Below are 20,339 nucleotides of genomic sequence, written 5' to 3'. Positions count from 1 at the left end.
CATTCGAAACCGTGAGGTGAGCGTATGAGTTTCAAAGCAGTGGAGTTGCAGATTGCGGTACCACGAACAAGTGAAGCGGGACGTTATCAAAGTGAAGCCCAGCAGCGACCGATTACGGATCAGAATCTTTTGGCAGAGCAAACGTCAAAAGAAGCAAATGAAGCAAGGCAACGAAGTGAAGCAATGGACGAAACTTCACAGACTTCGGTGCGTGATGGTCATACCAATGATGGGAATCAGCAGAGTGGTTCCGATGGACAGGAGACTGCTCAGGCTCAAGAAACGGTCAAACCTGCAGAACACCCGTACAAAGGTAAACACATAGATTTCTCATTATAATAGATGGTTGTTATAGACATGAAGCCTTGCGCACCGATGGTTGAATCAGAAGGAGAGAACCCAATTTGTCACCATGGATCATTATTGTCATATTAGGGGCCTGCGCCATCGCCTACGCTTATATTATGCCTCGGAAAAACAAGGCGCAAGAGCCCGGGCATCAACTGGTGCAGGAGATGGAATCTACGCTTGAACACTACATGACCGAGATCGAAAATGATAATGATGCTCTTATTCAACGCGTGGCTGAAATGAAGGGAGAAGCGACAGCAGCAGATCAACGTATGCAATTGCAACTTCAGGAATTACAGCAGCGGTTGGATCAGCTGGAACAGAGTAAAAAGAACGAACCTGTCGCATCAACTGTGCCACACTCAGGTAATGTACCTGTGCAAGCTTCCGAAGGTTTGCAAGCTCAAGCGCTCGTGAAAAGCGTACAAGCAGAGGCGGCCCAGCAGGCGTTAGAAGCAGATCTACAGACCAGCAAGGTCGAAACTTTGCCTGAGCGTGAATCGATTAAAGATCGATACCCAGAACTCTTTAATTTACATGCTGAGGGTAAGTCGATGGATGCCATATCCAAGCAAACAGGCATTCAGCGTGGTGAGGTACAGTTAATACTTCAATTGGCAGAACGGGAGGAAAGCTAAGTCATGGACAAGCGATCCTTATGGATTGGTCTGGGGAGCGGCATGATTATTGGTGCAGTTTTGCTTCAACTGGCCACAGTCGGACAAAATGCATTATCGGATAGTAATCTGGCCCCTGAGCAGACTGCCAATATGACCAAAGAACAGCTTGAAACAGCGGCGAAAAGCCTGGATATGAAGTTGGTTGGTTCTGAAGAGGAACTATACACAGAAGCAGAGTGGGTGGCGAAGAAAAAGCAGGAGAGCAGTGAGTTGCAGGGGAATACAGCAACATCACCTGAGACAGTAACCTCTACGGAGACACCTGCTGAGCCTGAGAAGCCAGAAGAGCCTGCTACAAATGAAGTTAAAGGGCAGAAAGAGATAACTGAGCCGAAGACAACAGAACCTGTAACGCCGAGCAATCCGAAAGGCGCAACAGTATCATTCAAAGTACGTTCAGGCAATAGCCTTGCGATCGTTGCAGCAAACCTGAAAACCGCGGGAATCGTAGACGATGCCCAAGCATTCATAAAGGCTGGCAAAGCTGAGCGAATCAATACCAAAATCCAAGTGGGTACTTATGCGCTTGAAAAAGGCGAAAGTTTCAAATCCATTATCGCAAAAATTACGAAAGAACCGTCAAACTGAGCATGCTCGGACAGGACGGTTTTTGCGTATTAAACGGTGCATTTTGAAATCTTGATAATAATTAGTGTTGAGTTACATATCAGGTTTAAAATGATTCGATACTAGCAAAAAGTATAAAGTAGATTTTAGCTTCAAAGACTGTTGCATCAGACATCCAGTTGTGCTATATTAGATAACGGTGTTAAAACACACGCATGTGCTAATTTTGTTGAGGGTGCTTTCCTTATGGAGAGTCTTGGCGAAAAATGATGCCGGCGGAGGACACAATAAAAACCATATTAGGAGGTGTGTGAAGATGGCAGTAATCTCCATGAAGCAGCTTCTCGAAGCTGGGGTACACTTCGGTCACCAAACTCGTCGTTGGAACCCAAAAATGGATCGTTATATCTTCACTGAAAGAAACGGAATTTATATCATCGACTTGCAAAAGACGGTGAAAAAAGTCGAAGAGGCTTACAACTTCGTTAAAGGAATCGCAGGAGAGAATGGTACAATTCTTTTCGTGGGTACTAAGAAACAAGCTCAAGATTCCGTTAAAGAAGAAGCTGAACGTGCTGGTCAATTCTACATTAACCAACGCTGGCTTGGCGGTACCCTGACTAACTTCCAAACTATTCAAAAACGTATTGATCGTTTGAAACAGTTGGAAGCTTGGGAAGAAGACGGTACATTCGCTGTATTGCCTAAAAAAGAAGTTATCTTGCTTCGCAAAGAAAAAGATCGTCTGGAGAAATTCTTGGGCGGTATTAAAAATATGAAAGGCCTGCCAAGCGCCCTGTTCATCATCGATCCACGCAAAGAGCGTATTGCTGTTGCGGAAGCTCGCAAATTGGGTATCCCAATTGTAGGTATCGTTGATACTAACTGCGATCCGGATGAGATCGATTATGTTATCCCAGGTAATGACGACGCGATCCGCGCTGTTAAATTGCTGACAGGTAAAATGGCTGATGCTGTAATCGAAGCTAACCAAGGCGAAGAAACTTCCGCTTAATAGATTCGAACATATGTTATAAACTAAATGAAAAGGGTGGTTGGCAGGTGGATAACCTCTCACTGCCCTTTTTTTAGAGTGTACGTACAATACTTAATTTTGGAGGGAATTTATAATGGCAGTTAATGCGAGTGCAGTAAAAGAACTTCGCGAAAGAACGGGCGCTGGTATGCTCGATTGCAAAAAAGCACTGGAAGAAGCAAACGGTGATGTAACGAAAGCAGCTGAATTGTTGCGTGAGAAAGGTCTTTCCGCAGCAGCAAGCAAAGCAGGCCGTGCAGCAACTGAAGGTGTTGTTGAATCTTACATCCACGCTGGTGGACGTATTGGTGTCTTGGTTGAAGTTAACTGTGAAACAGACTTCGTTGGTAAAACGGATCAATTTAAGGATTTCGTTAAAGATGTAGCTATGCAAATCGCTGCAGCTAATCCTAAATTCGTTACACGTGAAGAAGTTCCTACAGATGAGCTGGAAAAAGAAAAAGAAATCCTGAAAGCTCAAGCTCTTAACGAAGGCAAACCAGAGAAAATCATTGAAAAAATGGTTGAAGGCCGTATTGGTAAATACTACGAAGAGTATTGCCTGATGGAACAAACTTTCGTTAAAGATCCAGACAAAACTATCTCCCAATTGCTGAACGAAAAAATCAGCCAAATTGGTGAAAACATCTCCATCCGTCGTTTCGTTCGTTACGAACTGGGTGAAGGTCTTGAGAAAAAAGTAGACAACTTCGTAGAAGAAGTAATGTCCCAAGTAAACAAATAAGACGGTTTCTTTAAACCGGCGAACAGGATTGATTTTCGAAGATATAAGAATGAACAAACTTCGAAGCGTAAACTCCCTTATATCTCAGGAAAACAGTGCCTTACCGGTTAAACGTTTTTCCTAAAAGAGCGGAACACAACTGTGTTCCTTTCTTTTTAAGCAGGAGGCCATGCGCGAGAAGTTTTGTTGGTTGAACACCAAGCGTGTTCAATTCAAAGTGGAGGGTGAATAATTGGAACAGCCAGTATTTAAACGTGTTGTCTTAAAGGTCAGCGGAGAGTCTCTTTCCGGTCAAAACGGCTACGGTATTGATGCAGATACGATCTCGTCGATTGCCCAACAGGTAAAAGAGGTTGTTGCACTTGGTGTACAGGTTGCTATTGTATGTGGCGGCGGAAACATCTGGCGTGGAATTGCCGGTAGCGAAAATGGCATCGATCGTGCAACTGCCGATTATATGGGTATGCTGGCGACAGTAATGAACTCGCTGGCACTGCAGGATGCTTTGGAACAGATTGAAGTACCTACGCGTGTACAAACATCTATTGCAATGCAACAAATTGCAGAGCCTTATATTCGTCGTAGAGCTATTCGCCATCTGGAGAAAGGCCGGGTCGTTATTTTTGCAGCAGGTACAGGTAACCCGTTCTTTTCCACGGATACAACAGCAGCACTGCGCGCAGCGGAGATTGAAGCAGAAGTTATCTTGATGGCCAAAAATAAAGTTGATGGTGTATACTCAGCAGATCCGTTTAAGGACAGTACAGCTGTGAAATTTGATCAGTTGACTTACATGGATATTCTTAACAAAGACCTTGGTGTAATGGATTCAACGGCATCCTCGCTTTGTAAGGACAACAACATCCCGTTGATCGTATTTGCCATTACGGAACAAGGTAACATCAAACGTGTTGTTCTGGGTGAACGTATCGGAACAATCGTTAAAGGGAGTGTAGATTAATGCCACAAGCGGTTAAACAACATGCCGAAGAGCGTATGGAAAAAGCAATTCAAGCATTGCGTCGTGACCTGGCTACTTTGCGCGCAGGCCGCGCAACTCCAGCTCTTTTGGACCGAATTCAGGTAGAGTATTATGGAGCAATGACGCCATTGAATCAACTCGCTAATATCAGTACTCCGGATTCCCGTACACTGATGATTCAGCCTTGGGACAAATCTTCCATGGGCGAAATCGAGCGTGCCATCATGAAATCTGATCTGGGTCTTACTCCAGCCAACGATGGTAACATGATCCGTTTGTCTATTCCGGCATTGACGGAAGAACGTAGAGCGGAACTTGTAAAGCTGACGAAGAAGTTCGGTGAAGAAGGTAAAGTAGCGATTCGTAACATTCGCCGTGATGCGAATGATGATATCAAGAAAATGGAGAAGTCAGATATTTCCGAGGATGAATCACGGAGACATCAGGAAGATATCCAAAAATCGACCGACAAGTTTATTGCTGAAGTCGATAAGGTACTCGCTGCCAAAGAAAAAGAAATCATGGAAGTGTAAGACAAGCGCAGCCCCTCCAATACGGTGGGGTTTTGTCTCTTTTTCCAAGCTTCAGATGAAGAAACTTCAGGGATTTTGGAGGAACAGGAATGATCAAACGGGTTCGGTCGTGGTGGAATGGGGCTGACAAGCAGGAAACGCTGACTATATCCGAGGACAATATCCCGCAGCACGTCGCCATCATCATGGACGGCAATGGACGATGGGCCAAACGTCTGGGACTCCCGCGTATAGCCGGGCACCAAAATGGCATGAAGGCGGTCAAACGTGCGACCATCGCGGCGGATGAACTGGGCATCAAATATCTGACGATGTACGCTTTTTCGACAGAAAACTGGACGCGTCCAAAAGAAGAAGTGGATTTTCTGATGCGACTTCCGCAAGAATTTCTGGCTATAGAGCTGGATGAACTTATAGAAAAAAATGTGCGCATTCGCATGATGGGCCAAGAGGAACATTTACCTTCTCATACCATCAATGCCTTGCGGGAAGCCATTCGTCTTACGGAACATAATACAGGTCTCGTTTTGAACTTTGCAATGAACTATGGAAGTCGTCGTGAAATGACGGACTGTGTTAAACAGATCGCTCTGCAGGTGAAGTCGGGGGAACTATCTGAAGACGACATAACACCTGAACTCATTGATAGACATATGCTGACGGTTGACATGCCCGATCCGGATCTGTTGATCCGGACGAGCGGAGAGCTGAGATTAAGCAACTTTATGCTTTGGCAGCTTGCATATAGTGAATTATGGTTTACGGATATATACTGGCCCGAATTTGGCAAAAAGCATTTGCTTGAAGCAGTAGCCGAATATCAGCGCAGAACAAGGCGTTACGGCGGTTTGAAATAGATGGAGGATGAAGCCGTTGAAACAGCGATTAACGACAGGAATCATAGCAGGTGTGTTGTTTTTAGGTTTTTGCATGCTGGGCGGACCCTGGTACCATGGTTTGGTATTGCTTATGGCTCTCATCGGTTATTATGAATTTGTTAAAATGACCGGGGTGATGCCTTTTTCAGGTGTGGCCCTGATTGGATATGCTGGTGTTTTTGCCATTGTGTTTCCTTGGGAAATGCTTTGGGAGGCAAGACCGCTATCCTTATTTCAGGTCATCTGGATTGTAATGCTTGTACTGATGACCGCTTCGGTTGTCACCAAAAATAAGATCCCCGTGAATACAGTGGCCATGCTTTTCCTTGGCGTGTTGTATATTGGGATCGGTTTCTATTACATTGCAGAATCCAGACATCTGCATCATGGGTTGTTCTGGACGTTCTTGTTGCTGGGCTCCATATGGGCCAGTGATGCAGGAGCTTATTTTGTAGGGAAACTAATTGGTAGAAACAAACTGTGGCCTTCCATCAGTCCAAACAAAACCGTGGAGGGTGCACTGGGTGGCATCGTGATTGCAATTGTTACGTCTGTTATTTTTGCATTAGTATCAGATGGTTTGCTTTCCTGGCAGAGAGCTATTGTGATCGGAATTGCCTGTGCAGTCGTAGGTCAGATGGGCGACTTAATCCAGTCTGCATACAAACGTGTATATAATATCAAGGATTCAGGCAGTCTTCTCCCAGGGCATGGAGGCATTCTTGATCGGTGCGACAGCTGGCTTGTTGTTTTTCCATTCGTACATATACTAATGCTACTGCCCTACTGAAGAAGAACATGAGTCTGAGATAAGATAACAGCATTGTTCGCTGTAGGCATTGGATAATTAAAGATGAGGTGCAGCATGAAAAAAATTGCGATTCTCGGCTCGACCGGTTCCATTGGAACCCAGACACTGGATGTAGTTGACATGCATCCTGAACTCTTTCAAGTGGAGGGACTGGCTGCCGGAGGCAATACAGACCTGCTGATCGAACAAACCAAACGTTACCGACCGAAGAAGTTATCCGTGGGTTCCAAGGAATTGGCGGATAAGGTTGCTCCACATTTGCCCGCAGGAACGCAACTGTTTTATGGCACAGAAGGACTCGTAGAAGTTGCGGCAGGAACTGATGCGCATACGGTTGTTACAGCAGTGGTGGGAAGTGTTGGCTTGGAGTCGACGCTTGCAGCCATAGACGCAGGTAAACAGATTGGACTGGCCAACAAGGAGACATTGGTTACGGCAGGGCACATTGTTACTACAAGAGCGGCTGCCAAAGGAGTTTCTTTACTACCCATCGATAGCGAGCACTCTGCGATATTCCAATGCTTGAATGGTGAAAACAAAGAACGCCTGACAGGTATCACGCTTACTGCTTCAGGCGGATCATTCCGTGATCTTACCCGTGAACAGTTGAAGAGCGTGACTATAGAGGATGCACTGAAACATCCGAATTGGTCAATGGGTTCCAAAATTACGATAGACTCGGCAACAATGGTAAACAAGGGACTTGAGGTCATTGAAGCTCATTGGTTATTTGGTCTTCGATATGATCAGATTAATGTATTGCTTCATCCAGAGAGTGTTATTCATTCTTATGTGGAATTTGATGACACCAGCATCATCGCTCAACTGGGGAATCCGGATATGCGAGTTCCAATTCAATATGCATTGACTTACCCTGACCGCCTGCCATCACCAGCACAACGTCTATCTCTTGCTCAAGCTGGGAAATTACATTTCCGTGAGATGGATATGGAACGGTTCCCATGTTTAAGAATGGCGTATGAGTGTGGTAAAATGGGAGGAACCGCAACAACGGCGTTTAATGCTGCCAACGAGGTTGCTGTAGCCCGTTTCTTGCGTAAAGAGATTTCATTCCTTAAAATAGAAGATATTATTGCTTCTGTGCTGGAAGCACACCATAATGTGGACGAGCCTGATCTGCAGGAGATCGCCCGTTGTGATCAGGAGAGCCGTAAGCTTGCATCCAGTCTGTAATCTCTTTTTTTCATAACAAATTGGAAGATGTGATTCTCTTGTGCGGCATCAGAGAATAATGATAATCTAGAGGGACAGACTGCGGTATGTGCCGTGAAGGAGGATGGATAGGGATTGGAAACCATACAAGTGGTATTTCTAACGGTGCTCATGTTCTTTGTCATCGTGACGGTTCATGAATGGGGGCATTATTATTTTGCCAAACGCGCCGGTATTCTTGTACGGGAATTTGCGATCGGTTTTGGTCCCAAATTGTTCTCATATAAAAGAAACGAGACCCAGTTTACATTGCGTTTGTTGCCTTTTGGTGGATATGCACGGATGGCAGGGGAAGATCCGGAACTGGTAGAGATCCAGGAAGGACAGACCATTGCGGTAAGATCAGCGGATGACCAGGTGAAGATGATCTATCTGGACCAGCTGGATAACCGTAAAAATGTAATACGTGGTGAAGTCATCTCCATTGACATGGAGAGTGCCCTGAAGCTTCAACTTGATGTAGATGGTGAAATTCAGGAGTACCGAATACATCCCCAAGCGATGTTGGTAAGTCGGGGTAAACAAACGCAGATTGCACCGAAAGATCGTCAATTCGGCAGCAAAACGGTTGGACAGCGTGCATTGGCTATTTTTGCGGGCCCCCTGATGAACTTTATTTTGGCCTTTGTGCTGTTTGCTGTATATGCGCAGATGGCAGGAGTTCCAGTAGAGAATCCTAAAAATCTTGAAATTGGTGAAGTGCTTGAAGGCGGGGCAGCCGATCAGGCGAACCTGCAAAAGGGCGATATTATCGAGACGATCAATGGCACTCCTATTGGTACAGATTCACAAAAAATGGTGTCGATGATTGCCGATTCCAAAGACAAGCCGATGGAATGGACGCTGCGCCGGGGTTCGGATACATTTAATATAACGATTACTCCACGTGCTGTAGAAGGACAAGAAGGCGGTAAAGTGGGGATCGTACCTACGCTACCAACCCGATCTGTTGGATTTGTAGAGACATTCAAAGTCTCAGGCGTGGCCATGGTTGATACAACCAAAGTGATATTTGAAGGTTTTAAACATCTGATCAATCAATTCAACATGGATGATATTGGTGGTCCGGTTCGTACATTTGAAGTAACAGGGCAAATTGCTAAGCAAGGGATTGAACAGTTAACGAGATGGGCAGCGATTTTGAGTCTGTATCTTGGGATATTCAACCTGCTACCAATACCTGCACTGGACGGCAGCCGCCTGGTATTTTTGGGAATTGAAGCGCTGCGCGGCAGACCAGTTGATCCCAATCGCGAAGGTATGGTTCATTTCATCGGATTTGCGATGTTGTTCGTCTTGATGCTGGCAGTAACGTATAATGATATATTACGTTTAATTAACGGATAATTACGGTTGGACTACGCTCTGAACTTTTCTCTCAGAGTGTAGTCGTTATGGGAGGACGCTGGAGTCTTATGTCAAAGGAAAATGATAAACAGTTCGTGACCGAAATCACACCACAGGGTGAGGATTTCTCACGCTGGTATATTGATGTTATCAAAAAAGCTGATCTCATGGACTATGCACCCGTACGCGGTTGTATTGTGTTCAAACCAGACGGATTTGAAATCTGGGAACATATTAAGGATGAGTTGGATCGTCGTTTCCGGGAAACGGGTCATCGCAATGCGTATTTCCCGATGTTCATTCCTGAGAGCTTCTTTCAAAAGGAAAAAGAGCACGTGGAAGGTTTTAACCCTGAATTACCATGGGTTACGGAAGCTGGGGGAGAGAAGCTGGAAGAACGTCTGGCAATCCGGCCTACATCCGAAACGATTATTGGTCACATGTATTCCAAGTGGATTCAGTCGTATCGGGATCTTCCGGTACTGATCAACCAATGGGCTAACGTAGTTCGTTGGGAAAAAAGAACGTTGCCTTTCCTTCGCACAAGTGAGTTCCTGTGGCAGGAAGGTCATACTGCGCATGAGACCGAAGAAGAAGCACGTGAAGAAACGATGAAAATGCTTGAGATTTATCGTGAAGTAGTTGAAGAGTACTTGGCTATTCCTGTAATTGTGGGTCAGAAAACCAAATCCGAGAAATTTGCGGGTGCGGTGGATACGTACTCAATCGAAGCCATGATGAAGGATGGACGCGCTGTACAAGCAGGTACATCTCACTACATGGGTACGAACTTTGCAAAAGCATTTGAAATTCAGTATCTTAGCCGGAACAATGTGCTGGAGCTGGCTTACACTACTTCCTGGGGAGTAAGCACACGTTTGATCGGTGCGTTAATTATGGTTCACGGTGATGACCGTGGTCTCGTACTTCCTCCTAAAGTTGCACCGACACAAGTGGTCATGATCCCAATTGGACCTCCGAAAACGCGTGATGCTGTGGTTGGGCGTGCAGATGAGTTGTTCACTGAGTTGAAAAAAGCTGGAGTCCGTGTAAAAATGGATGATCGCAGCGATGTTCGCCCAGGTTGGAAATTCAATGAATATGAGATGCGCGGTGTTCCGATTCGTCTGGAGATTGGTCCACGTGATATGGAAAATGGTGTTTGTGTACTTGTATCACGGATCACAGGTGAGAAAAAAGTTGTAGAACAAGCGAACTTGGTAGAAGAAATCCAGTCTATGCTGGCACAGATTCAGGTAGATATGTTAGAGCGTGCTCGCACATTTATGTCGGATAACTTCTACTCTGTGGATACACTCGATGAGATGAAAGAACTGATGGAAAATAAACGCGGGTTTACTCTGGCTGGATGGTGCGGTTCAGAAGCTTGCGAAGATAAAGTAAGAGAAGTCACTGGTGCAACAAGCCGGAACATTCCGTTCCAGCCTGCGGAAGAAAAGCATACGTGCCTGGCTTGTGGTGAAAAGGCTGAACACACGGTTGTGTTTGCAAGAGCGTATTAAGTCAGGATAACCTGACGAAGAGCACTTTTTCACCAGTTGAGTAATGAGTGGGGAGCTTCTGTCGGATAAAATGAGTCGGTGCGAGTTCGGATCGGTGACATTTTTGAATGCAGGGGCTTTTCATGCTTTAAGGGGGTACAAGGAGGAACACGATGAGCGGATTCGAGGAGAAGAGAAAACGGTTTGAGTTGTTGATGAAACAGGCAGAGCTTCCAGCTGGTCTGTTAGAGCCCTATTTTTTGGATGGATGGATTGAACAAGTAGAGACCAATCGAAGTAATCGGGAATGGAATATTCTGATTGCAAAGGACACGTTGGTACCTGCTCCAATCTATCGCACATTTTGTTTGCATATTCAAGAGAAGATGAATCATATCGCCAAAATTTCATTTGGCTTTAAATATACGGACAAGGTACAGAATGGCGATATCGTTAGTGAATATTGGAATTTGTTTCGGGAGTGGGTTACACGTGAGATTCCATCCGTGAATGGTTGGATGAACCGGACTACGTTTGAATGTGAAGCGGATCTCCTGCAACTGACGATGAGTGATGCAACGTCAATGGAATTGGCTCGTAAGAAACAGATTGATCAGGCCATTAAGACGTTTTATGAAAAATACTTTCATCTGCCGCTCCGCATCAAGATGCAAGTAGGCGAAGTGGGAAGCAATAAAGAGGCCATGGAACAGTTCCAGGCCCAAAAACGTGTTGAAGAACTTGAGGTCATCGAAAAGATGATGAGTGAAGTGGATACAGAAATCCCGGTGGATGAGGAGCAGGGGGATCTGCGTTTGCAGATGGGTTACGATATCAAGGAGCCAGCTGTGCCTATGCAGGAAATCCAGGATGAAGAGAAAAAGGTTACGCTTCAAGGTACGGTGTTTGGTCTGGATCGCAAAGAACTGCGAAACGGCAATACGTTGTTTACCTTCTATCTGACCGACTTCACGGACTCCATGCAAATGAAGATGTTTGCCAAAACAAAAGAGGATGTTAAAATTCTCAGTTTGCTGGCAAACGGTAAATGGGTCAAAGTGCGTGGTCGTGTAGAGTATGACCGGTTTATGCAAATTCCTGAACTCGCGATGATTCCATCCGATCTGATTGAAGTCAAAGCACCGCCGTCTCGCAAAGATAATGCACCAGAGAAACGGGTGGAGTTCCATCTGCACTCTACAATGAGTACCATGGATGCTGTAACTTCAATTGACAAATACGTAAAAATGGCAGCGGAGTGGGGACATAAGGCAATTGCTGTCACTGACCATGGTGGAGTGCAGGTATATCCCGAGGCTTCCAAGGCTGCTAAAAAAAATGGAATTAAAATGATCTACGGCCTTGAGGCTAATGTCGTGAATGACTCTGTCGCAGTTGTAATGGCTCCGCAGCCTTTGGATCTGCAAACCGCGACATACATCGTATTTGATATCGAGACCACAGGTCTTTCGGTAACGCAGAACAAAATTATTGAGATTGCTGCCGTGAAGATGCAAGATGGCAAAGAAATCGACCGGTTTGCGACGTTTGTCAATCCGCATGAACGCATTCCCTACAACATTCAGCAATTGACGAATATTAATGATGACATGGTAAAAGACGCACCTGAAATTGAGCCTGTTATTCGTGATTTTGTGCAGTTTGCGGGAGATGGTGTACTTGTTGCCCATAATGCACGTTTTGATATGGGCTTCATTCAGGCATCATTGAAGCAAATTGGAATGCCGGAGCTTCCTAACCCGGTCCTTGATACGTTGGAACTGGCGCGATTGTTATTTCCGAAAAATAAAAACCACCGTCTGAATACGATGGCGGATAAATATAAGGTTGGACTCGAAAGTCATCACCGTGCCATTGATGATACTGTTGCACTCGCGGGTATCCTGATTGGACTGCTAAATGATGCTGCACAGATGAAAGGTTTGACGAGGCTCGATCGTTTGAATGATTATGTGGGTGTCGACTTGTCGAATACAAGACCTTTCCATTGTGGAATCTATGCACTGAATGATATCGGTAAGAAAAATCTATATAAGCTGGTATCTCTCTCTCATACGGAACATTTCAAGCGTGTACCGTGCATTCCCAAATCAAAACTGATTAATTTGCGTGAAGGCCTTGTTGTTATATCGGGCTGTGAAAAAGGTGAGTTTTTCGAAGCGGTACTTAACAAATCACTTGAAGAAGCGGAAGAGATCGCCGAGTTCTATGACATACTGGAGATCCAACCACTTACAATGTATATGCATTTGGTGGATAAAGGTCTGGTGGCTACACCCGAAGAGATCAAAACAGCGATCCGTAAAGTCATTGATATAGGTGCGAAGCTTAACAAACCGGTCATAGCCACAGGTAACGTGCACTATCTGGAGCCGCGTGACAAGTTATATCGGGATATCACGATTCACGGAATTACAGGGTTTAGTCCATTGAAAGATCAACGTAAACCGGATGCTCATTTTAGAACGACAGAGGAAATGCTGGAAGAGTTCCAGTTCCTGGGCCAAGAAAAAGCATACGAAGTCGTTGTTACAAATACGGTGGAGTTGTCTGACCGATTCGAGGAAATTAAATTATTCCCGGACAAACTGTTTACTCCGATTCTGGAGGGTGCGGACGAAGAAATCCGTAATACCTGCTATAACACTGCCAAGTCCATTTATGGCGAGGAATTACCAGAAGTAATCGTGGCACGACTAGAGAAAGAACTCATTCCAATTATTAAATATGGTTTTTCTGCCAACTATCTGATCTCGGAACGTTTGGTTAAAAAATCGAATCAGGATGGTTATCTCGTAGGTTCGAGGGGATCGGTAGGTTCCTCTGTTGTTGCTACATTCCTGGGTATATCCGAGGTTAATCCACTACCTGCTCATTATATTTGTGTGAATTCGGAATGCAAACACAGCGAGTGGTTCCTGGATGGTAGTGTTCGGAGTGGATTTGACCTTCCTGAGAAAGAATGTCCGAATTGTGGTGGCACGCTTAAAGGAGAAGGCCAGGATATTCCGTTTGAGACCTTCCTTGGATTTAAAGGAGATAAAGTTCCCGATATTGACTTGAACTTCTCTGGTGATTATCAACCTCATGCTCATAACTATACGAAAGTACTATTTAGTGAGAAGAGTGTTTTCCGTGCGGGGACCATTGGTACGGTCGCTGAGAAGACGGCATTTGGTTTTGCCAAGAAATATGAGGAAGAACATCACAAGAAATGGCGCGGAGCTGAATTGAATCGATTAGCTTCGGGTTGTACAGGCGTAAAACGGAGCACTGGACAGCATCCCGGCGGTATTGTCGTAGTACCTGATTATATCGAGGTCGAAGATGTTACACCCGTTCAGTTCCCGGCTGATGATGTTAATGCGGAGTGGAAAACAACACACTTTGATTATCATGCTTTTGAAGAAAACTTGCTGAAACTTGATATTCTGGGGCACGATGATCCGACTATGATGCGGATGTTGCAGGATTTGACAGGGGTCGACCCAACGACTATTCCAATGAATGATCCCAAAGTCATGAGCATGTTTAACTCAACCGAAGCTTTGGGTGTTACACCGGAACAGATTAGGTCGCCAGTCGCGACGTTTGGCGTGCCGGAGATGGGAACGAAGTTTGTACGTCAGATGCTTGTTGAATCCCAGCCGACGTCTTTTGCCGATTTACTGCAGATTTCCGGATTGTCCCATGGTACAGGAGTATGGCTTGGAAACGCTCAGGATCTGATTAAGAACGGAACGTGTAACATTAAGACGGTAATCGGTTGTCGGGATGACATCATGTTATTCCTGATCTATAAAACGGGAATGGACGCAAGTCTGGCATTTAAAATTACTGAGAGCGTTCGTAAGGGTCGGGGTCTGCCACAGGAATGGATTGACGAGATGAAGAATTGCAAAGTGCCTCAATGGTACATTGATTCGTGTCTCAAAATCCAGTACATGTTTCCGAAGGCTCACGCGGCCGCTTATGTTATTTCAGCAGTTCGTACGGCGTTCTTCAAGCTATATCATCCGATTGAATATTACGCAACCTACTTTACCGTTCGGGCGGATGAGATTGATATCGAACTGATGTGTCAGGGATATGACGCGATCTATCGCAAAATTACGGAGATTGAGCAATTAGGCTTCCAGGCACCTCCGAAAGAGAAAAACATGTTACCTGTCCTGGAAATGGGTCTGGAAATGGCAGCACGCGGATTCTCGCTGAAATCCATTGACTTATACCGCTCGGAAGCGACGAAGTTCATCGTTGACGGAAAATCACTAATCCCTCCATTTTCGGCGTTGGCAGGAATCGGGGATAATGCTGCTCGCAACATTGCTGCAGCAAGAGATCATGGTGAGTTTCTGTCGGTTGAGGACTTCCAGCAGAAGTCGAAAGCAAGTAAGACCATTGTTGAACTGCTGTCGAATATGGGATGTTTCCGTGGCTTGCCAGAAAGCAACCAGCTTTCCCTTTTCTAGGATTGGATTTGGATCTTAAAAATGGTGATTGATGGAGGGAACATAATTTTTCCTTCATTAGTAAGTAAACCGACTGAATCATCGCTTACTTGTCACTATTACCAGACTATGTTATAATTTTTGAAGTGAACGAGATAGTACGAATTTCTAAAGAGTGGGGAAACCCACTCTTTAGTCTTTGGTATACAAGAATCTTGGGTATTTAATAATCTGCCAGTGCTTTTTTGCTGGTGTAACCTAAGTTGGAGGTTATTGGTTTTGAGCACAACGAACATTAAATCTACCGTGGAAGAAATGATCCAACCCTACTTGAACGAACAAGGCTTCGAGCTGGTTGACATCGAATACGTCAAAGAAGGCAGCAACTGGTTTTTACGGGTGTATGTCGACAAAGAGGGTGGCATCGACATCGACGATTGCGTCTTGATCAGCGAAAAGCTGAGCGCCAAGCTGGATGAGAACGATCCGATTCCAACCATCTATTTCCTTGAAGTGTCTTCTCCCGGTGCGGAGCGTCCACTGAAAAAACCTGAGGACGTTACCAAAGCTGTAGGTAAAAATGTTTTTGTTACAACCTACGAGCCGGTGAACGGATTGAAGGAATTTGAAGGCAAGCTGCTTTCCTTTGATGACGGGGAACTCGTGATCGAAGCAGGCAAAAAACAGCATGCCATTTCTTATGATAAGGTTGCCAGTGCGCGCCTAGCTATTTTGTTTTAAGTGCCTTGTTCACTTTATTAATGAAAAAGACACATCTCACGATAACGGCAAGGTGCTCATGAGTTCAGAGCCTTTCGCCGTTTTACGTATGAGATGCCATGTTTGAAAGGGGGATCAACATTCATGAGTATGGATTTTATTGAAGCAATGAATGAATTGGAACGGGAAAAAGGGATCAGCAAGGATGTGCTGTTTGAAGCGATCGAGGCTGCACTAATTTCCAGCTACAAGCGGAATTTCAACACGGCCCAGAATGTGCGTGTTGACATGAACCGTAATACGGGAGTTATTCGGGTGTATGCCCGCAAATTGATCGTGGAAGAAGTCCTGGATTCACGTACCGAAATTTCATTGCCTGCTGCACGAGAAATCAACCCACACTTCCAGCTGGAAGATATTGCGGAGATTGAAGTTACGCCGCGTGATTTCGGACGTATCGCCGCACAGACTGCCAAACAGGTAGTGACCCAGCGGATTCGTGAAGCCGAACGCGGCCTGATCTACAACGCTTTCGTAGATAAGGAAGAAGATATCGTTACGGGAGTGGTGCAACGTCAGGATTTGCGCAATATCTACATCGATCTGGGCAAAATCGAAGCGGCTTTACCGCTGACCGAATTGATGCCGAACGAGAAGTTTGTTCATGGTGACCGTATTAAGGCGTATATCACCAAGGTCGAGAATACGACTAAAGGGCCGCAAATCATTTTGTCCCGTACCCATCCGGGCCTCTTGAAACGTCTCTTTGAACTGGAAGTGCCTGAGATCTTTGACGGTGTAGTTGAAATTCGCTCCGTCGCTCGCGAAGCAGGGTTCCGCTCCAAGATTGCCGTACATTCCCGCAACGAGGAAGTTGATCCAGTTGGATCTTGTGTAGGTCCTAAGGGAATGCGCGTGCAGACCATTGTGGGTGAGCTGCGCGGTGAAAAAATCGACATCGTTCGTTTCTCCGATCAGGTAGACGAATATGTTGCTAATGCACTGAGCCCTTCCAAAGTATTGGAAGTTCATGTATTTGAGGAAGAAAAGATGGCTCGGGTTATCGTTCCGGACTATCAACTGTCGCTCGCAATTGGTATCAAAGGCCAAAATGCCAGATTGGCAGCCAAATTAACCGGCTGGAAAATCGACATTAAGAGCGAGAGCCAGGCGGAACAGGAATTCGGCAGAGAAAAAGATTCTTCTTCTGAAATGCATCAGGATTCCGTCTCCGTCGACTAAAGTAAAGTACGGGGGGCGCTGACGTATGAAACCAAAAAAAGTGCCGCTGCGCAAATGTGTGGCATGCCAGGAAATGATGCCTAAAAAGCAGCTGATTCGCATCGTTAAAACGCCAGAGGATGAAGTGCTGATCGATTTGACTGGCAAAAAATCCGGACGTGGTGCCTATTTATGCGGCAAAGAGTCCTGTTTTAAGCTCGCACTCAAAAACCGGGCTTTGGATCGGGCGTTAAAAGGCAAAGTCTCACCTGAAATTTACGAGCAACTAGCAGCTGACTTCATCGCGGTTGAGGATGAATTCAAAGCAGCACAGGAGCGTGAACATGACTAATATTAAAACGCTGTCTTATCTGGGACTCTCTATGCGTGCAGGTAAACTTGTAACAGGTGAAGAAATTGTACTTAAAGCGATCCGTTCTTCCGAAGCTAAAATGGTTATTGTTGCGGGTGACGCCTCAGCCAATACACAAAAGAAATTTCGCGATAAATGCGGAACTTATAAGGTTCCTCTGTTGATCGGATTTGACCGGGATAGTCTGGGTTCAAGTATCGGTAAAGACACGCGTGTTGTTCTTGCAGTAACGGATCGAGGGTTTGCAAAAATGATCTCCAAGCAAGTCGGTATAATGTCGGAGGTGGAGTATATTGAGTAAACAGGAAAACAAGGATAAATTGCGAGTTTATGAATATGCGAAGTCCCTTAATATGAGTAGTAAAGAAATTATAACCATTCTTAAAAAGCTGGAAATTCCCGTAAACAATCATATGAGTGTCATGGAGAATGGTTCAGTGGGTAAGGTGGAACAATTTTTTAAAGATATAAAATCCACTGCTGCTTCCAAACAAGGCAACGAAGCAAAACCAGTTGCTACTTCGGCAGTACGCAGTGACAAAACAGTGGACAGCAATAAGCCGGCCGGCGGAGTGAACACGCCGAATAGCAGTAACCCATCCGGTAGTCCCGTACAAACAAAAATACAACAGGAAAAGCAGGTAGGTATGAACAATAGACCAAATTCCAACAATAACAATGGCACCCAAAGACCCAGCGGCCAAGACAGCCGCAATAGAACGAACTCTTCCCAAGGCTCAAGCCAAGGAGGACAATCAACTAACCGTCCAAGACCAGCTCAAGGCGGACAAAGCAGTACTGCATCCCGTCCGCAAGGAACGGGTCAACGTCCGAATAACAGCGGTGGCGGTCAAGTAAGAACTTCAGGACCTAACAGCGGTGGTAATACAGGTACTGGCGGCAACCGTAGCGGTGGTCAAGGTCAGAGCCAAGGACAAGGCCAACGCAGAAGCGGCCCAGGTGGTACTACTGGCAACAACAACAATAGTGGCAACCGTTCAAACAGCGGTGGCGGTGGACGTCGTTATGATGACAATCGTGGTGGCAACTTCCGTGGTAACCGTGGTGGTAAGAACAACCGCAACAGAAATCAACAACAGTACCAGCAACGTGAGAAAATTGATAACACACCTAAGAAAATCATCGTTCGTGGTGATATGACCGTAGGTGAAACAGCGAAGTTGCTCCATAAGGATGCTTCCGAAGTTATCAAAAAACTCATCGCGATGGGCGTTATGGCAACAATCAACCAAGAACTTGATATCGAAACAATTCTGCTGCTTGCTGGAGAGTTCGGTGTTGAAGTTGAAGTGAAGATTGTGCTCGAAGATGACCGTTTCGAAACACTGGAAGAGAATGATGATCCTGCAGATTTGCAGTCTCGTCCTCCAGTAGTAACCATCATGGGACACGTTGACCATGGTAAAACTACATTGCTTGATGCCATTCGTTCTACGAATGTAACAGGCGGCGAAGCAGGCGGAATCACGCAACACATCGGTGCATATCAAGTTGAAATCAACAACAAGAAAATTACGTTCCTGGATACTCCGGGTCACGAAGCGTTTACAGCGATGCGTGCGCGTGGAGCACAGGTTACGGATATTACAATTATTGTCGTAGCTGCGGATGACGGTGTTATGCCACAAACGGTTGAGGCCATTAACCATGCTAAAGCTGCTGGGCTTCCAATTATCGTAGCTGTCAATAAAATCGATAAACCGGGTGCTGATCCGGATAAAGTAAAACAAGAATTGACTAACTATGAACTCGTTCCGGAAGAGTGGGGCGGAGATACCATCTTTGTTAACGTGTCTGCGAAACAAAGAATGGGTCTGGAAGGTCTGCTTGAAATGATTCTGCTCGTTGCAGAAGTGAACGAATACAAAGCGAACCCGGACAAACGTGCCCGTGGTACAGTGATCGAAGCCGAGCTGGATAAAGGACGTGGCCCAGTTGCCCGTATCCTCGTACAGCACGGTACATTGAAAGTCGGAGATGCTTTCGTAGCAGGTAACTGCTTCGGTCGTGTCCGTGCGATGGTCAATGATAAAGGTCGTCGTCTGAAAGAGGCTGGACCTTCAACACCTGTAGAAATCACAGGTCTGACTGAAGTTCCAGGTGCTGGAGATCCATTCATGGTGTTTGAAGATGAGCGCAAAGCGCGTTCCATCGCTGACAAACGTGCGATTACGCAACGTGAATCCGATCTGGGAACACATACTCGCGTAACGTTGGATGATCTGTTCCAACACATCAAAGATGGCGAGATCAAAGATTTGAACGTTATCATCAAAGGTGACGTACAAGGTTCGGTTGAAGCATTGAAAGGTTCCCTTGCGAAGATCGAAGTTGAAGGTGTACGCGTGAAAATCATTCATAGCGGCGCTGGTGCAATTACTGAGTCCGACATCATTTTGGCTGCAGCATCCAATGCCATCGTGATTGGTTTCAACGTTCGCCCTGATAACCAGGCGAAAACAACTGCAGATCAAGAGCAAGTAGACGTTCGTCTGCATCGCGTAATCTACAGTGTTATCGAAGAAATTGAACAAGCGATGAAAGGAATGCTTGATCCGATCTACAAAGAAAAAGTTATCGGTCATGCTGAAGTTCGTAGCACGTTCTCCATCAGTAAAGTGGGTACCATCGCTGGTTGTATGGTTACCTCGGGTAAAATCACGCGTTCTGCGGAAGCACGCCTGATTCGTGATGGCATCGTCCTTTACGAAGGTAAGCTGGATTCCCTGAAACGTTATAAAGATGATGCCAAAGAAGTAGCCCAAGGCTACGAGTGCGGTATCACACTGGATAAATACAATGATCTCAAAGAGGGCGACGTTATCGAAGCCTTCATTATGGAGACAGTACAACGATAAGCAAGGAAG

The 20,339-nt window shown here is 45.5% G+C and carries 18 protein-coding genes; all 18 read left to right on the top strand.

Going from position 1 to position 20,339, the window contains the following annotated elements; genetic code table 11:
* The first annotated feature begins 24 nt into the window (after positions 1-24).
* Positions 25-339 carry a hypothetical protein gene (locus AB4111_RS05185; protein ID WP_442030726.1) on the top strand — a complete coding sequence of 105 codons (315 nt, stop codon included), beginning with the start codon at positions 25-27 and terminating at the stop codon, positions 337-339.
* Positions 340-404: 65 nt separating this feature from the next.
* On the top strand, positions 405-989 hold the full coding sequence (locus AB4111_RS05180; protein WP_442030725.1) for a hypothetical protein: 585 nt from the start codon (positions 405-407) through the stop codon (positions 987-989).
* 3 nt (positions 990-992) lie between these two features.
* A complete protein-coding gene (locus AB4111_RS05175; protein ID WP_442030724.1) occupies positions 993-1,619 on the top strand; it encodes a hypothetical protein in 627 nt (208 codons plus the stop codon).
* A 295-nt stretch (positions 1,620-1,914) separates the two neighbouring features.
* On the top strand, positions 1,915-2,613 hold the full coding sequence (rpsB, locus tag AB4111_RS05170) for a 30S ribosomal protein S2 (RefSeq protein ID WP_047842496.1): 699 nt from the start codon (positions 1,915-1,917) through the stop codon (positions 2,611-2,613).
* A gap of 115 nt (positions 2,614-2,728) precedes the next feature.
* Positions 2,729-3,379 carry a translation elongation factor Ts gene (gene tsf / locus AB4111_RS05165; RefSeq protein WP_253433834.1) on the top strand — a complete coding sequence of 217 codons (651 nt, stop codon included), beginning with the start codon at positions 2,729-2,731 and terminating at the stop codon, positions 3,377-3,379.
* Positions 3,380-3,611: 232 nt separating this feature from the next.
* Complete coding sequence (pyrH, locus tag AB4111_RS05160) at positions 3,612-4,340, top strand: UMP kinase (protein ID WP_017689153.1); 729 nt, start codon at positions 3,612-3,614, stop codon at positions 4,338-4,340.
* On the top strand, positions 4,340-4,894 hold the full coding sequence (frr, locus tag AB4111_RS05155) for a ribosome recycling factor (RefSeq protein WP_253433837.1): 555 nt from the start codon (positions 4,340-4,342) through the stop codon (positions 4,892-4,894). The genes pyrH and frr overlap by 1 nt, the downstream gene beginning before the upstream one ends.
* Positions 4,895-4,983: 89 nt before the next feature.
* On the top strand, positions 4,984-5,751 hold the full coding sequence (locus AB4111_RS05150) for an isoprenyl transferase (protein ID WP_442030723.1): 768 nt from the start codon (positions 4,984-4,986) through the stop codon (positions 5,749-5,751).
* 16 nt (positions 5,752-5,767) lie between these two features.
* Positions 5,768-6,562, top strand: a complete 795-nt coding sequence (locus tag AB4111_RS05145; RefSeq protein ID WP_442030722.1) for a phosphatidate cytidylyltransferase — start codon at positions 5,768-5,770, stop codon at positions 6,560-6,562.
* A gap of 75 nt (positions 6,563-6,637) precedes the next feature.
* Positions 6,638-7,777 (top strand): 1-deoxy-D-xylulose-5-phosphate reductoisomerase, encoded by a 1,140-nt coding sequence (locus AB4111_RS05140; RefSeq protein WP_442030721.1) that lies wholly within the window; start codon positions 6,638-6,640, stop codon positions 7,775-7,777.
* Positions 7,778-7,891: 114 nt separating this feature from the next.
* Positions 7,892-9,163, top strand: a complete 1,272-nt coding sequence (gene rseP, locus AB4111_RS05135; RefSeq protein WP_442030720.1) for an RIP metalloprotease RseP — start codon at positions 7,892-7,894, stop codon at positions 9,161-9,163.
* 68 nt (positions 9,164-9,231) lie between these two features.
* Positions 9,232-10,686, top strand: coding sequence for a proline--tRNA ligase (gene proS / locus AB4111_RS05130; RefSeq protein WP_253433852.1), 1,455 nt, complete (start codon positions 9,232-9,234; stop codon positions 10,684-10,686).
* A gap of 152 nt (positions 10,687-10,838) precedes the next feature.
* Entirely contained in the window at positions 10,839-15,158 is a 4,320-nt protein-coding gene (locus AB4111_RS05125) for a PolC-type DNA polymerase III (RefSeq protein ID WP_442030719.1), read from the top strand.
* Between the two features lie 258 nt (positions 15,159-15,416).
* Positions 15,417-15,878: a ribosome maturation factor RimP gene (gene rimP, locus AB4111_RS05120; RefSeq protein WP_062833826.1), complete on the top strand. Its 462-nt coding sequence runs from the start codon at positions 15,417-15,419 to the stop codon at positions 15,876-15,878.
* Between the two features lie 123 nt (positions 15,879-16,001).
* A complete protein-coding gene (gene nusA / locus AB4111_RS05115; protein WP_062833827.1) occupies positions 16,002-17,099 on the top strand; it encodes a transcription termination factor NusA in 1,098 nt (365 codons plus the stop codon).
* A 25-nt stretch (positions 17,100-17,124) separates the two neighbouring features.
* Entirely contained in the window at positions 17,125-17,430 is a 306-nt protein-coding gene (gene rnpM / locus AB4111_RS05110; RefSeq protein WP_017689143.1) for an RNase P modulator RnpM, read from the top strand.
* The gene (locus AB4111_RS05105) at positions 17,423-17,752 is read left to right on the top strand and encodes a L7Ae/L30e/S12e/Gadd45 family ribosomal protein (protein WP_017689142.1); all 330 of its coding nucleotides are present in this window, start codon (positions 17,423-17,425) and stop codon (positions 17,750-17,752) included. Before rnpM ends, AB4111_RS05105 begins: the two co-directional genes overlap by 8 nt.
* On the top strand, positions 17,745-20,330 hold the full coding sequence (gene infB, locus AB4111_RS05100) for a translation initiation factor IF-2 (protein ID WP_253433858.1): 2,586 nt from the start codon (positions 17,745-17,747) through the stop codon (positions 20,328-20,330). Before AB4111_RS05105 ends, infB begins: the two co-directional genes overlap by 8 nt.
* The last annotated feature ends 9 nt before the right edge of the window (positions 20,331-20,339 follow it).

It is taken from the genome of Paenibacillus sp. 2KB_22 (assembly GCF_052115745.1).
Lineage (GTDB): Bacteria > Bacillota > Bacilli > Paenibacillales > Paenibacillaceae > Paenibacillus.
Note: the sequence above shows the minus strand (reverse complement) of the source record. Positions and strands in the feature narration are given on the sequence as shown.

Excerpts from the sequence above, each read along its gene's own strand:
- nusA (WP_062833827.1), top strand. The coding sequence starts at position 16,002 with ATGAGTATGGATTTTATTGAAGCAATGAATGAATTGGAACGGGAAAAA.
- AB4111_RS05125 (WP_442030719.1), top strand. The coding sequence starts at position 10,839 with ATGAGCGGATTCGAGGAGAAGAGAAAACGGTTTGAGTTGTTGATGAAA.
- rnpM (WP_017689143.1), top strand. The coding sequence starts at position 17,125 with ATGAAACCAAAAAAAGTGCCGCTGCGCAAATGTGTGGCATGCCAGGAA.
- tsf (WP_253433834.1), top strand. The coding sequence starts at position 2,729 with ATGGCAGTTAATGCGAGTGCAGTAAAAGAACTTCGCGAAAGAACGGGC.
- AB4111_RS05140 (WP_442030721.1), top strand. The coding sequence starts at position 6,638 with ATGAAAAAAATTGCGATTCTCGGCTCGACCGGTTCCATTGGAACCCAG.
- frr (WP_253433837.1), top strand. The coding sequence starts at position 4,340 with ATGCCACAAGCGGTTAAACAACATGCCGAAGAGCGTATGGAAAAAGCA.
- AB4111_RS05150 (WP_442030723.1), top strand. The coding sequence starts at position 4,984 with ATGATCAAACGGGTTCGGTCGTGGTGGAATGGGGCTGACAAGCAGGAA.
- rpsB (WP_047842496.1), top strand. The coding sequence starts at position 1,915 with ATGGCAGTAATCTCCATGAAGCAGCTTCTCGAAGCTGGGGTACACTTC.
- AB4111_RS05185 (WP_442030726.1), top strand. The coding sequence starts at position 25 with ATGAGTTTCAAAGCAGTGGAGTTGCAGATTGCGGTACCACGAACAAGT.
- proS (WP_253433852.1), top strand. The coding sequence starts at position 9,232 with ATGTCAAAGGAAAATGATAAACAGTTCGTGACCGAAATCACACCACAG.
- AB4111_RS05105 (WP_017689142.1), top strand. The coding sequence starts at position 17,423 with ATGACTAATATTAAAACGCTGTCTTATCTGGGACTCTCTATGCGTGCA.
- AB4111_RS05175 (WP_442030724.1), top strand. The coding sequence starts at position 993 with ATGGACAAGCGATCCTTATGGATTGGTCTGGGGAGCGGCATGATTATT.